14 protein-coding genes and 1 pseudogene (1 of these 15 cut by a window edge) are annotated in these 13,878 nt (G+C 54.6%); 3 read left to right on the forward strand and 12 right to left on the reverse strand.

The window, feature by feature from the left end; genetic code table 11:
* The 4 genes and pseudogenes from ACQY5R_RS03995 to ACQY5R_RS04010 form a co-directional block, all read right to left on the reverse strand.
* Window positions 1–226, reverse strand: a pseudogene (locus tag ACQY5R_RS03995) (sigma-54-dependent transcriptional regulator) (it extends 1,205 nt beyond the left edge of the window).
* Window positions 223–1,449 carry a sensor histidine kinase gene (locus ACQY5R_RS04000; RefSeq protein WP_428604805.1) on the reverse strand — a complete coding sequence of 409 codons (1,227 nt, stop codon included), beginning with the start codon at window positions 1,447–1,449 and terminating at the stop codon, window positions 223–225. The pseudogene ACQY5R_RS03995 and the gene ACQY5R_RS04000 overlap by 4 nt, the downstream one beginning before the upstream one ends.
* Before the next feature lie 124 nt (window positions 1,450–1,573).
* Window positions 1,574–3,052, reverse strand: coding sequence for a sigma-54 interaction domain-containing protein (locus ACQY5R_RS04005; protein ID WP_428604807.1), 1,479 nt, complete (start codon window positions 3,050–3,052; stop codon window positions 1,574–1,576).
* Between the two features lie 253 nt (window positions 3,053–3,305).
* Window positions 3,306–3,887: a PilZ domain-containing protein gene (locus ACQY5R_RS04010; protein ID WP_428604810.1), complete on the reverse strand. Its 582-nt coding sequence runs from the start codon at window positions 3,885–3,887 to the stop codon at window positions 3,306–3,308.
* Between the two features lie 142 nt (window positions 3,888–4,029).
* Here ACQY5R_RS04010 and ACQY5R_RS04015 point away from each other — a divergent pair, with 142 nt between their 5' ends.
* From ACQY5R_RS04015 to ACQY5R_RS04025, 3 genes are all read left to right on the forward strand, one after another.
* Window positions 4,030–5,295 carry an HlyC/CorC family transporter gene (locus ACQY5R_RS04015; protein ID WP_428604813.1) on the forward strand — a complete coding sequence of 422 codons (1,266 nt, stop codon included), beginning with the start codon at window positions 4,030–4,032 and terminating at the stop codon, window positions 5,293–5,295.
* A 249-nt stretch (window positions 5,296–5,544) separates the two neighbouring features.
* On the forward strand, window positions 5,545–6,222 hold the full coding sequence (locus ACQY5R_RS04020; protein WP_428604815.1) for an FHA domain-containing protein: 678 nt from the start codon (window positions 5,545–5,547) through the stop codon (window positions 6,220–6,222).
* A 48-nt stretch (window positions 6,223–6,270) separates the two neighbouring features.
* On the forward strand, window positions 6,271–6,636 hold the full coding sequence (locus ACQY5R_RS04025) for a PilZ domain-containing protein (RefSeq protein ID WP_428604818.1): 366 nt from the start codon (window positions 6,271–6,273) through the stop codon (window positions 6,634–6,636).
* Between the two features lie 18 nt (window positions 6,637–6,654).
* On the opposite strand, the gene radA is transcribed toward ACQY5R_RS04025, so the two are convergent.
* From radA to rlmB, 8 genes are all read right to left on the reverse strand, one after another.
* On the reverse strand, window positions 6,655–8,037 hold the full coding sequence (gene radA / locus ACQY5R_RS04030; RefSeq protein ID WP_428604821.1) for a DNA repair protein RadA: 1,383 nt from the start codon (window positions 8,035–8,037) through the stop codon (window positions 6,655–6,657).
* Between the two features lie 7 nt (window positions 8,038–8,044).
* A complete protein-coding gene (gene alr, locus ACQY5R_RS04035) occupies window positions 8,045–9,121 on the reverse strand; it encodes an alanine racemase (protein WP_428604823.1) in 1,077 nt (358 codons plus the stop codon).
* Complete coding sequence (gene dnaB, locus ACQY5R_RS04040) at window positions 9,121–10,479, reverse strand: replicative DNA helicase (protein WP_428604985.1); 1,359 nt, start codon at window positions 10,477–10,479, stop codon at window positions 9,121–9,123. The genes alr and dnaB overlap by 1 nt, the downstream gene beginning before the upstream one ends.
* A gap of 237 nt (window positions 10,480–10,716) precedes the next feature.
* Window positions 10,717–11,169: a 50S ribosomal protein L9 gene (gene rplI / locus ACQY5R_RS04045; RefSeq protein WP_428604826.1), complete on the reverse strand. Its 453-nt coding sequence runs from the start codon at window positions 11,167–11,169 to the stop codon at window positions 10,717–10,719.
* Between the two features lie 31 nt (window positions 11,170–11,200).
* Window positions 11,201–12,121, reverse strand: a complete 921-nt coding sequence (locus ACQY5R_RS04050; protein ID WP_428604829.1) for a DUF2232 domain-containing protein — start codon at window positions 12,119–12,121, stop codon at window positions 11,201–11,203.
* A gap of 66 nt (window positions 12,122–12,187) precedes the next feature.
* Window positions 12,188–12,412 (reverse strand): 30S ribosomal protein S18, encoded by a 225-nt coding sequence (gene rpsR / locus ACQY5R_RS04055; RefSeq protein WP_428604831.1) that lies wholly within the window; start codon window positions 12,410–12,412, stop codon window positions 12,188–12,190.
* Window positions 12,413–12,489: 77 nt separating this feature from the next.
* On the reverse strand, window positions 12,490–12,903 hold the full coding sequence (gene rpsF / locus ACQY5R_RS04060; protein ID WP_428604834.1) for a 30S ribosomal protein S6: 414 nt from the start codon (window positions 12,901–12,903) through the stop codon (window positions 12,490–12,492).
* 214 nt (window positions 12,904–13,117) lie between these two features.
* The gene (rlmB, locus tag ACQY5R_RS04065; protein ID WP_428604837.1) at window positions 13,118–13,873 is read right to left on the reverse strand and encodes a 23S rRNA (guanosine(2251)-2'-O)-methyltransferase RlmB; all 756 of its coding nucleotides are present in this window, start codon (window positions 13,871–13,873) and stop codon (window positions 13,118–13,120) included.
* Window positions 13,874–13,878: the final 5 nt, after the last annotated feature.

The raw sequence follows: 13,878 nt of genomic DNA on the forward strand, positions 1-13,878 counted from the left end.
GTGTCGGAAAACGGGCCTTCACCCGTGCAAGCAGCTCATGTCCATCCATGGGCTTCATCTGTACATCGCTGATAACCAGACCAATCTGATGAGAATCCAGCACCTTGAGTGCACTCTTCCCATCAACGGCGGAAACGACGCGATAACCTGATAACTCGAGGGTGTCGCTTAACGCCTCGCGCAGCGTTGCATCATCTTCAACGATCAGTACCGTTGCATCACTCATGCAGAACTCCTTACAACATTTTTTTGACCGCACTCTTCATAGCCCGCGCAGGCGGGTTCCTGCTCTTCATCAAGGTGCGACGACAGCGGTAATAGAATGGTAAAACAGGCACCTTCGCCGGGTGCGCTTTTAACGGTAAGTTTTCCCTGATGGCCCAAGACCACCGATTGCACAACAGCAAGCCCCAGCCCGGTACCATCCGGACGGGTTGTAAAGAAGGGATCAAATATTTGACGCTGATTCTCTCGACTAATACCCATGCCGTTGTCGCTTATTTTGATCAGCAGATCCCGCACCTGCTGCCGTACCTCTACTTTTAACGCCACCCGGCACTCTTGTTGCAGCGCATTCACAGCCAAATTCATCAAAGCACCTGAAAGCGCCGCCGAATTTCCGTCAATCCGTAGCGCGTCGACCGAACTGAAGCAACAGGTCAACTCGGCCCCCTGCTCCTGACAGAGCAACTCCAGGGACGGAATCCATTCACTCAACAGTTCTTCAACCCATAGCGGGGTCAATTCAAACTGCCCACCCCGGGCAAAATTGAGCATGTCGTTAACTTGGCTTTCCATGTGATGCAGGCGCCCAATACAGCGCGTGGAGAAACGCTGACGCTGCTCGGCGGTTAGATCATCACGAGACAGATGGGAGGTATAAAGCAGTGCTGAACTAAGCGGCGTACGAATCTGATGAGCCAGCTGGGCCGCCATCTCGCCCATGATACTCAGGCGCTTTCTGCGAGCGATACGCTCCTGCAACTGATGTGTTTCGGTCACGTCCAGCAACAGCAGGATTCTTCCCGATTCCGGCGCCAGGGAACGCTGTGTCAACGAAACCAGCCGCCCGGATATCAACCACTGGTCGCCTTCGCGCTGACCCGGCTTAAAATGGCGCTGCTGAATCTGCGGCCACGCGCTATGAATTTCGATGCCGGGCAACAGTTCCCGAGCGGCGGGATTGATCTGGGCGACCTGATCTTTACCGTCGAGTACCACGACGGCGGCGGGAAGCGTTTCCAACAGATGAGTAAGACGGTTGGCCAGTGACTCTTTCTCTGCCAGTTGTCGCAGACGCTCGCTTCGGGCTTCAGAGAGTTCCTGGGTCAGGCGGGAAACTTGCTGCTGCAACTGCTGGTACGAATCGACCAGCTGACCGGACACCTGGTTAAATATCTGAAAGGCGTCTTCCAGTTGTTCGCGCTGTACACTGTTGGGTGTTGCCATCGGCATGTTCCGTAATTTGACGCTGGTGGAGTAAATTCCACGTTTAGCAATCAGATAACAATAAACATGCCAATTTTATTATTCTTTAATTTTCAATGAGTTATTTTTTATAATAAAATGCTTGTCAAATATTTGTCGTTTCATGCGTACGCTGAAGACCGAATTTACGCAACTTTTCGACCAAGGTGGTTCGCCGCATATTGAGCCGTTTTGCGGCATGTGCCACGACACCATCCGACTCATCCAAAGCCTGGCGAATCAAATTCAGTTCCAGATTGTTGAGATGTGTTTTCAGGTCAATCCCCTCGTTGGGCAATCGCGGCACACTCTCCACAATCCCCGGCTCTTCCCCGGAGATCGTCACCTCGGGAAGATCACAGGTTGATTCCGGAGTGACGATGCCTACCCGGAACTTCTCCGGCAAATCCTTCACATCGACAACACCATAAGGATAAAGAATCGCCAGTCGTTCGATCAGATTGGCCAGTTCCCGTACATTCCCCGGCCATTTGAACTGGGTCAGCGCCATAACCGCCGCCGGTGTCAATCGTACTGAGCCGCGCTTCTCCTTTTCAATTCGCGCAATCAGATCATTGACCAGCACCGGGATATCATCCCGTCGCTCACGCAGCGGCGGCATTTCGATGGGAAATACGTTTAGCCGATAATAGAGGTCCTCGCGAAACCGGTCCTCTTTGATCGCTTCTTCAAGATTGCGGTGGGTGGCGGCGATGATCCTGACATTGCACTGAATCGTTTTGTTGCTACCAACCCGCTCAAAGGAGCGCTCCTGGAGCACCCGCAATAGTTTCACTTGCATCGGCATGCTCATATCACCGATCTCGTCCAGGAACAGCGTCCCACCATCGGCCATCTCAAAACGCCCCTGTCTGGCGCTAATCGCACCGGTAAAGGCCCCCTTTTCATGACCGAACAGTTCGCTCTCCAGCAGATCGGCAGGAATCGCCCCACAATTGACCGGGACGAAGGGTTTGCCACGCCGGGACGAGTTGTAGTGAAGCTTCCGGGCGACCACCTCTTTACCCGTTCCGGATTCACCCAACACCAGTACCGTTGCCTCGGTATCGGCTACCTGTTCGATCATTTTGTTGATCTGTTTGGTTGCCCGACTGTTACCCGACAGGCTGCGAAACAGTTCCAACGGGCGCTGACCGCTATTCTGGTTCCGGCAGTTTTCCTGGAAAAGTTGCGCTTTATACAGCAGGCCGATCAGCTCTTCATACTGTGTCGGCAGGGAAAGTGCCCCTATACAGGGTGACTCAATATGGGTACCGGAGGAAGATTCATCTTTAGATAAGAGTTGCAGGAGCGCCACATCACCCGCCTCTTCTTTGATTACAGACTGTAACCCTATTTTCTCATCGCTGGATAAATCAGGTCCGACCATGACAGAGGTGCACTGATCTTTGTTCCGCTCCACCAGCCTTTTTCTCAATGCGTCCAGGTTACTGACGGCTTCCAGTTCAAAATCGATAAAGTGGAATATGACGCGCAGGTAATCGATTCGTTCTTGCTCACCATCCAACAGCAATACGCAACCGTTATGCAACATTTTCAAGGCCTCTAACAGTTTACTCTCCATTGCCCATATCCTTGGACCCGGTGAAACTGCGTTGTTTTGACAAATCCCCCATGAGGCAAGGAGTTAACCAGCTTATGCGCCAATTGTCAAAATATTGTCGCCCATCAATGCGTTGACGTATGCGGGAGAGAAAAGAAAAATAGTGGCCTACAGACAGCTAACTAGCTTAACTAGTTGATATCATATTTTAGATAAGTATTGCTTTACATTGTTTATTAAAGATTTTTTAGTATTTTTATTCGATTTTACTAATTTAGGAATCCGATCGTCTGTCGGCCTTTTGTTGTGCGATCATGCGTCGATGATGACGGAATATCAGCCGGCTTAATAGCTCTTCGACCGGTTCATCCAGCACTTCAAAGGCAACCACTATTTCAGACTGCGCCGCTTGCTGCTTTACCTCGGTCACTACGGCAGGCAGTGTCAGGGGTTGTGCGAGGCGGCTGTCGATAAAGAGTGAGAGCCAAAGCGGATCACCCACAGCCGGAAGCTGTTCATCCGCCGTTAACCAAGAAGCTCCCTCCAACCAGAGCAATACCGACGCTTCCGTGGCTGCACGCTGCTCATTGCGCAGCAGCTGGGATACCATATCGAGTAACAGATCGAGTTTCGCCTCAACGCGCGCCAAATCTGCTGCAGCCCGTTCACCGGGTTCATCAGCATACTCATGATGAATATCCTGTGACAGTAACAGCGCCTTCAACACGCGCTCATTTTTCTCAACACTTTCCAGCCGATGAGATGGCTCATCGATCGTCCGCTGCTCCCAGCGCAGCAGCATATTGCCCTTGAACGACACGCCCCGGGAATTATGACCACCCTGCTCAGTTTCCATCCTATCTCTCATTTCGTCACGGTATTGATGTCATCGATCGACTATGCGCAACGATTCAGTCTACACAGTTGGCGTCGGCTTGACATCACCCAACAGGCAGCTTAGAAATAACGTTCAGTTATTATTATAGAAGGCGCGTCTTTTGAGTGACATCTCAACCGGTATGCTATTTGGCATACTCATCTTCCTGATCCTGTTATCGGCTTTCTTTTCGGGATCGGAAACGGCCCTCATGACGCTAAACCGTTACCGCCTGCGCCATTTATCCAAAATCGGACATCACGGCGCTGTCCGGGCAAGCAAGCTGCTGGAACGGCCAGACAGATTGATCGGGCTGATCCTGCTCGGCAATAATTTTGTCAACATCATGGCTTCATCACTGGCGACGGTGATCGCGCTCAGGCTGGGCGGCGAAGCCGCAATAGCCGCAGCCGCTTTCCTGCTCACGCTGGTGATTCTCATTTTTGCCGAAGTGGCCCCCAAAACCCTGGCAGCATTGAAACCGGAGCAGTTGGCGTTTCCCGCTGCCTTCGTCTACACCCCGCTTTTAAAAATACTCTATCCCCTGGTCTGGATAGTCAACAGTATCGCCAACAGGATCCTCCGCTTTCTGAACGTCTCTCCGGATGACATGGACGATCAGTTTCTCAGCAAAGAGGAACTCAGGACCGTGGTGATCGAAGCGGGCGCCATGATTCCAAAACGCCACCAGAAAATGCTACTCAGTATTCTCGACCTGGAAAAACTGGCCGTCGAAGACATCATGATTCCCCGCAACGAGGTGGATGGTATCGACCTGGAAGAGCCGATTGAGGAGATCGTCAAGCATCTGCAAAACAGTGCCTACACCCGCCTACCGATCTTTGACGGGGGTATCGACAACATCGTCGGGACCATCCACGTCAGAAAAGCGATGCACGCCCTCACCCACGGGGAACTCACCCACCCCGTGATACGTGAAATTTGTGATCCGCCCTATTTCATCCCTGAAGGCACCCCGCTCAACCGACAACTGATCAACTTCCAGCGAAAAAAACAACGCATCGGCATGATCGTGGATGAATACGGTGACCTGCTGGGACTGGTTACCCTGGTTGATCTTCTGGAAGAGATTGTCGGTGAATTCAGCACCGATCCCGCCGACAACATCCAGGAAGTCCAACCGCAGGAGGACGGCAGCTTTTTGGTCTCCGGCAGTGCCAACGTCAAAGAGCTGGTCCGCACCTATCACTGGGACCTGCCGGTGGATGGCCCACGCACCATCAGCGGGTTGATTATCGAATACATGGAGACTATCCCGGAACCCGGCACCAGCTTGTTGCTGGCCGGGTACCCGGTGGAGATTTTACAGATCAAGGACAACATGGTGCGTATGGTACGGATTCAGACCCAAAAACATCCCCAGTAGCCCAAGCTGGAGCGTTAGCCGATTCACAGAACCAACCACCGACCTCGTTCAATCCATTGTTTGCAACCCGCCGAAGCCTATACTTAGCGTTGTAGCGGACAATTTTCTATTTATTCCATTCAAAGACCGTGATCTCTTTCACATTGGCCACCAACACGCCTACAGTCTGCCACGAATCGGCCGTTAAGAGTGGTGCACCAAGTCGTTCCCAGGATAAGAAGACCATTAACACAAGAACCATCGACTGCCATGCCTAAGTTAACGTTATGTTTCAAAGGCCGCTTTATCGGACTGCACAATCTCGCTGCAGGGAGCAACATTATTGGCCGGGATGTGGATGCCGACATCCATATTGAAAGCCTGGCCATTGCCGGTCGGCATGCACAAATCACTATCAAAAGCGAACAGTGTCATATCTCACCACTTGATGACAATCTTATCCGTATCAATCAACGTCCAGTCTCTGAAGAGACCCAGCTAGCCCATGGAGATACCATCCAGATAGGCAAGCATGAACTTTTCTTTGCCGATGACGTTATCGAACTGGCCCCACGTGATAACGTCCATGCGATTGGAGACCCAGACAGAAAACCCAGAACTGCCGACAACGCCTTCGATCAACTCATCAGCAGCATCAACACGCTGCCAAGCGGCACTATCCAGATCCTGAGCGGCCGACACTTGGGAAAGATCATTCCGTTACAGCGGGGACTAACACGACTCGGCCTGACAGGAAATGAGTGTGCCGTCGTTGCGCATCGGGACGATGGGTATTACATCTCTCACCTGGAAGGCGATGTGCCACCAAAAGTCAACAACCGCTCCATCGACAATCGCTCCGTGCGACTGGAAGATGGCTGTGAAATCCTCCTGGGCAATACCCGCATGCGTTTTCATGAAGAAATTGAACAATCTGCCGCTATATGATTGACTCGGGATCAACCCCCATCCACTCAATCAATAGCCGGTATCGCCATGACCTCACAAGAACAAGACGACCGACGTCACTTTCAACGAATACTGTTCGATGCCCCGGTAGTCGTTTCAGTCGATGACAGGCCATTCCAGACCAAGCTGATCGACATTTCACTAAATGGTGCACTGATGGAGTCGGTAGACGGATTCGCGTGCCAACCCGGTGACAGGGTGACGCTCAATATCCGGCTCGGGGATGAGGCATCCATCGATATGGAAGCCCAAATCTCCCATCTGGAAGGCAATCAGGTGGGGATGCACTGCCTGCATATCGATATGGAGAGCATCGGCCACCTACGCCGGCTAGTGGAATTGAATCTGGGTGACCCCGAACTGCTAGAGCGCGAACTGTCTGCGTTGGGATAACCGGCTCAGCGGAACTGGCTAAAAAAGATCCAATACGTCCGACAACCGGTCTACGGCGGAGACCGTTATCCCTTCAATCGTCTTTTTCGGTGCATTGGCGCGCGGCACTATGGCGCGTTTAAAGCCATGCTTTGCCGCTTCCCGTAGTCGCTCCACCCCGTTCGGCACCGGGCGGATCTCCCCGGCCAGTCCCACTTCGCCAAATGCCACCAGTTCCGCCGGTATCACGCGATCACGAAAACTGGAGAGCACCGAGAGCAACAGCGGCAGGTCGGAGGCAGTTTCTGTAATCCGCACACCACCCACCACATTGACATAGACATCTTGATCAAACATAGCGACTCCGGTGTGTCGATGCAGAACCGCCAGCAACATGGAGAGACGATTCTGCTCCAGGCCAAGCGTGACGCGACGTGGATTAGAGAGCGGGCTCCCATCCACCAGGGCCTGCACCTCCACCAGCAGCGGCCGACTGCCTTCCCGCGTCACCAGTATTACGCTGCCGGGAACGGCTTCTCCATGTCGGGAAAGAAAGATAGCTGAAGGATTGTTCACTTCACGCAAACCCCGATCCGTCATGGCAAATACACCTAATTCATTGACTGCTCCAAAGCGGTTTTTGATGGTGCGGACAAGACGAAACTGGCTGCCTGACTCGCCCTCGAAATAGAGCACGGTATCCACCATATGCTCCAACACCCGCGGGCCGGCCAACGCCCCCTCCTTGGTAACATGGCCCACCAGAAACACCGTGGTACCGGTCTGCTTGGCAAACCGGACCAACTGGGCAGCAGACTCCCTTACCTGGGCAACGGAACCCGGCGCGGATTGTAGCTGCTCGGTATACAGCGTCTGGATCGAATCCACCACCATCACTGCCGGGCACTCTTGCCGCGCCAGCGCGATAATCCGTTCGACACCGGTCTCCGCCAGCAAGCGAATACCGCCGCTCTGCAAGCCCAGCCGTATGGCGCGCAGACTGATCTGTTCCGGCGACTCTTCGCCGCTGATATAGAGCGTGCTCATCCGTTCGGAGAGCTGGGCCAGTGTTTGGATCAGCAGCGTCGATTTACCAATGCCTGGATCACCGCCAATCAGCACCACCGAACCACCTACCAGTCCGCCCCCAAGCACCCGATCCAACTCCGCCAGACCAGTCGCCTCACCGCTACGTTGCTCGGGAGAGACATCGGACAAATTCCGTATCAGGTTCTGGTTGGCCTCTCCGGCATAACCGGCAAAACGTGAGCTGGCCGGCGCTGCGGTGGGAGCGATGGACTCCTGTAAGGTATTCCACCCTTTACAGTCGCCACACTGTCCGGCCCATTTCTGAAACTGACCGCCACAGTCGCTGCAGATATAAATCGTTTTCCCGCCCTTCTTACCGCTTACGCTCGCCATGCATCACCTATCCATTGGTCTCTTCAAACTGCACCCGCTGGGTCACGCCGCAAAACAGCTCATAAGCGATGGTACCGGCATGTTGTGCGATCTCTTCCGCCGGCAGCCCCTCTCCCCAAAGGGTCACCGGGTCTCCCACTTTGGCATCCGGTTGACTGCGCAGATCGATATTCAACATATCCATGGAAACCCGGCCTACCAGCGGTACCCGCTGGCCGTTAAGCAACACCGGTGTGCCGGAAGGGGCGTGGCGTGGATAACCGTCACCATAGCCGGCGGCGACCACACCGACCGACATCGCCTCCGGACAGACCCAACTGCCGCTATAGCCGATCGGACTCCCCTTGGCGAACCGATTCACCGCAATCAGCCGGCTCTGCAGCGTCATAGCGGATCGCAATCCGATCTGCTCACCGGTCTGACCCAGCATAGGAGAAGCACCATAGAGCATAATCCCGGGCCTGATCCAGTCACTCCGAGCCTCCGGCCAACCGATAATACCGGCCGAATTGGCCACAGAGCATTCCGTCCCAAAGCGATCGGCAAAGCGACTGAACAGTGCCAACTGGGTCGGCGTGGCCGGGTCACTCAGGTCATCGGCCGAAGAGAGGTGGGTCATCAGGCGCACCTTCTTGTCCACGGACGGATCATCCTGCAACGCTTGCCAGGCGGCCTCGACCGCATCCGGCTGAAAGCCCAACCGATGCATGCCACTATCGATTTTCAACCAGCAGGTCAGAGGGTGGGATAAGGGGTTGTCATGGAGGAGCGCAATCTGCTCCGGCTGCTGAACCGCCACTTCCAGCCGGTAGTGTGAAGCGGCCGCCAGTTCAGCCGCATCGAAGAAACCTTCCAACACGAGAATCGGGCGATCAATGCCGGCCTGCCGCAACTTGACCGCCTCCTCAACCCGGGCGACCGCCAAGGCGTCCGCCCCCGCGAGGTGGGGCGCCACCCGCAGCATGCCATGGCCATAGGCATTCGCCTTGATGACGGCATAGACGCGACTGCCTGGCGCCAGTTCCCGGGCTCTTTGCAGGTTATGCCTGAGCGCAGAGAGATCGATGCGTGCCGTGGGGCCCATCAGTACCCGGGGTCACCGTAGACATCATGGGCATAATTTTCGAATTTGGTGTATTCGCCCAAGAAAGTGAGACGTACGCTGCCGATAGGTCCGTTTCGCTGTTTACCGATGATAATCTCGGCAATGCCTTTATCCGGACTATCCTCGTTATACACCTCGTCACGATAGATGAAGACCACCAGATCCGCATCCTGCTCAATAGCACCGGACTCACGCAGATCCGACATAATGGGTCGTTTGTTGGTGCGCTGCTCCAGGCTACGGTTAAGCTGAGAGAGGGCAATGACCGGGACATTCAACTCTTTGGCCAACGCCTTGAGTGAGCGGGAGATGGTGGAGATCTCATTGGTGCGGTTATCGCTCATACCGGGTACCTGCATCAGTTGCAGATAATCCAGCATAATCAGCCCCAATTCACCGTGTTCACGCATCAGTCGGCGGGCGCGGGCTCGTACCTCCAAGGGGCTCAAGGCCGGCGTATCGTCGATATAGAATTTGGTTTCCGCCAGCATGCTCACGGCCGATGTGAGCCGGGGCCACTCATCATCCTCCAGCTTGCCGGTTCGCACCCGGGTCTGGTTGATCCGCCCCAGGGAGGACATCATACGCATCGCCAACGCTTCGCCCGGCATCTCCATACTGAAGACAGCGACCGGTTTACCACTAAGCAGTGCGACATTCTCCGCCACATTCATGGCGAAAGTGGTCTTACCCATGGAGGGACGGCCGGCCACGATGACCAGGTCTGCCGGCTGCAACCCGGATGTCATCTTGTCCAGATCGGCAAAGCCGGTGCTGAGACCGGTAATCGGCTGATCCTGGGCAAACAGGGTCTCGATCTTGTCCACCGCCTTGGTCAGCAGTGATTTAATACCTTCGAAGCCGCCCTTGCCCTTGGCGCCTTGCTCGGCGATCTCAAATACCCGACTCTCGGCCGCATCCAACAGTTCGGAGCTGTCACGCCCTTCGGGCCGGAAACCGCTATCGGCAATATCAGTCCCCACGCGAATAAGCTGACGCATCACCGAGCGCTCGCGAACGATATCGGCATAGGCGCGAATATTGGCCGCACTGGGGGTATCCTTGGCCAGCCCGCCCAGATAGGCGAGCCCACCGGCACTCTCCAATTGGCCGTGTCGCCCCAACTCCTCGGACAGGGTAATCACATCAAACGGCCGCTGTTGATCGGCCAAAACCTCGATCGCCCGAAAAATCAGTTGATGTTCGCGTCGATAGAAATCCCCTTCTGATACCCGATCCGCTACATGATCCCAGGATTGATTATCCAGCATCAGACCGCCCAGCACGGATTGCTCCGCCTGTATCGAGTGCGGCGGTACCCGCAACTGGTCGGTCATACCACTTTCATCGGGCATATCGGAAGGGAAAACGGAATTTTGCATGCTTCTCTGACAATCTGGCTTCTGTAACAGCAAAGGATACGGCAAAAATCGCTTGTCTGGAATTCTTCAGCGATTTTTTCGATCTGACGTGGCAATCGCCTCCAGCAGACCGCTACTGGGGAATCTGAAACAAAAAAACGCCGGGACCGAACGTATCGATCCCGGCGTTATTCGCTCAGCCGCAGGGCTTTATCAGGCCACTTCAGGCTTGATCACAACCTTCAGGGTTGCATCCACATCGGTATGTAGATGGACCTGAACGTCAAATTCACCGGTGTGGTGGAACGGACCCTCAGGAAGTCGCACTTCACGCTTCTCCAGCTCGCCACCTGCCGCAACAGTCGCTTCCGCGATATCGGCGGTACCGACCGAACCAAACAGACGGCCTTCATCGCCCGCTTTACGCTCGATGGTCACGGTCAAGGTTTCCAACTTGGCCTTGCGTGCCTCCGCAGCGGCCAGCGCTTCGGCTGCCTGCTTCTCAAGCTCTGCGCGACGCGCCTCAAATTCCTCAACGTTGCTCTTGGTTGCCGTAACGGCCTTACCGGAAGGAATCAGGAAGTTGCGACCGTAACCGGACTTCACGTTGACCTTATCACCCAGACCACCCAGGTTATCTACTTTCTCTAACAGAATAACTTCCATCGTTATTTCCCCTGTAACAGGTATTAAATCTTTAGCCCGCTTTGCCCGAACCACGCGGATTAAGGCGAGCCCTGAAATCAATCCATGCGTCTGTTATGCCAAGCGTTGCCAGTACAATCACTGTATGCGGCAAGGCAAACAACAGCAGCAGATATACGCCAATTAACCAACCCCTGCTTGAACCCAGCTTACCGACGACCCCATGTGCGACAGCCAATCCCTGGATGAACCAGGCCGCCAGCAACAGGAGCAGTACATACTCCGGAACCGACACGGCGGTTTGGCTCTGCGCCCAGCTCAATAGTGCCGCCAGGAGCAGTGCCATTGATAGCCACTTGGGTAGACGCAGCTGGTGAAACTCGCTGCGAAATCCACCTGGATTAAACAGCAGAGCCTGCCACCAACGCGCCAGAAGCAGAGACATCGTCAACTGCAGAAAAAATCCTGCTGCCACGACGCCCGGCATCCAATCTGCCATCAATGAAACCAGTGTCGCCTGCTGGCTGCTGTCCACAAGTTGGGCATCCACCAGCGACCCCACAAAGGGGCCCAGTAACGCTTTCCACTCAGCAACCGGATCAGCCGACTCGACAAACTGACCGCCAAGCATCACAAAACCCAAAACCATTGCCGCCAAGACGGCCAAGGCCAAAGACCGGCTCGATCTGAGCACCACCGCCACCAACCAGGCGGGGAGCCACATCAGGATTAAAAATCCAATAGCCAGGTTGACTCCACCTAATGCCAGCAGGGCAATAAAGCCGCTGGCGGCGGTGGCAACCCCCCATACGAGGGCCCCAGGTAGTGTGCCTTTCCGCAAGGTAACCAAGGCCACCACGGATGTGCTGAGTACACTCGCCGGCGGTATCAGCAGTGACAGAGCCGCCAACAGAATGGTTAACATCGCCGCCTGTGGTAACCCGCGCATCGCCCAGGATGCTAAAGCCTGCATTTACTCCGATCCGGCTAATTCAAGCAGTGCCTGCCGCATCAATTCGACGCGACGGGCAAAACAGCCTTAGTGGCTGTCGGTATACGGCAACAGCGCCAGATAACGGGCGCGTTTGATAGCCGTTGCCAATTGACGCTGATATTTGGCTTTGGTGCCGGTAATACGGCTGGGCACAATCTTGCCGGTTTCGCTGATGTAGGCTTTCAGCAGATTGAGATCCTTATAATCGATCTCAGTGATCCCCTCAGCGGTAAAACGGCAGTATCTTCTGCGACGGAAAAAACGTGACATATTAATCTCTCTATTCAATTCATGTTACCGGTCATCAAGCAAGCTGAATGACCCGAAATCTTCGCTATCACTGCCGTTTAGGCAGAAGCGACCTCATCTGCATCCTCGTCCTCATCATCGTCTTCATCGGAAAGATCGTCGTCCGAAGAGGATCTGGCATCATCACGATCATCCTGGGATTTCACCAGTGGTGAAGCTTCAGTAATAGCGTTATCGCATTTAATGACCATGTTACGCAGGATAGCGTCGTTATAGCGGAATACACTCTCAAGCTCTTCGAGAACCGCCGCACTACACTCGATGTTCATCAAGACGTAATGGGCTTTGTGCAGTTTTTGAATTGGATAGGCGAGCTGACGGCGTCCCCAATCTTCCAGACGGTGAATACGGCCGCCATCTGTCTCGATCAGTGAGCGATAACGCTCGATCATGCCGGAAACCTGGTCGCTCTGGTCCGGATGGACCATGAACACAACTTCGTAGTGTCTCATTATTTCCCCTTTCGGATCATAGAGCCTCCCACAGATGTGGTGAAGCAAGGAGTAAAGCGCGGAGATACCTCCACGCCAGGAAACCGCGAATTCTACATCGCCCCCGGGTGACATGCAACTAAACAGATGTATGGGTAATGGGCCTGCCTAAATAAGGCTCAATGGGTACTGGAGTGGCCCATACGTCAAGACCAAAAAAGGATCGGAAATCCGCTCAGTCAGGATGCATTCGCTGTCTGACCGCTTCGAACAGCGCGATACCAGCCGCCACCGACACATTCAGGCTCTCAACAACCCCCGCCATCGGCAGTTTTACCAGGACATCGCAAGCTTCCCGGGTCAAGCGGCGCATACCCTTTTCTTCTCCTCCCATCACGATCCCCAGCGGCCCTTTTAGGTTGGCCGCATAGAGGGAGGTTTCCGCCTCACCCGCAGTTCCCGCCAGCCAGACGCCCTGTTCAGTCTGCAACCACTTTAGGGTACGTGACAGGTTGGTAACCTGAATAAAAGGTACCGTCTCGGCGGCACCACTCGCCACCTTACAGGCTGTAGGAGTCAAACCGACGGAGCGATCCTTGGGTGCGATCACCGCATGAACCCCGGCGGCATCGGCGCTTCGCAGGCAGGCACCCAGGTTATGCGGATCCTGTACACCATCCAGAATTAACAGGAATGGAGCCACGTTCAATCCGGCCAGCAGGGTTTCCAGACTTTTCTCATCCAGCGCAGCGGGAACCTGTGTGCGGGCCACCACACCTTGATGGTTGGATCCCGCAGAAATCTGCTCCAACTGCTCGCGGGCCACGTAGTTGACTGGGATACCCGCCTCCCTGGCAAGTGTGATGACTTCCCGGATACGCCGGTCCTGCTTGCGCGCAGCCTCAATCCAAACCTCTACCAACGATCCCGCACCGTGCTTCAGCGCCGTTCTGACGCTGTGCAATCCGGCAATCAACTGACTTTCACTCATCCACA

The sequence above is a fragment of the Sedimenticola sp. genome (assembly GCF_050289425.1).
GTDB lineage: Bacteria > Pseudomonadota > Gammaproteobacteria > Chromatiales > Chromatiaceae > Sedimenticola.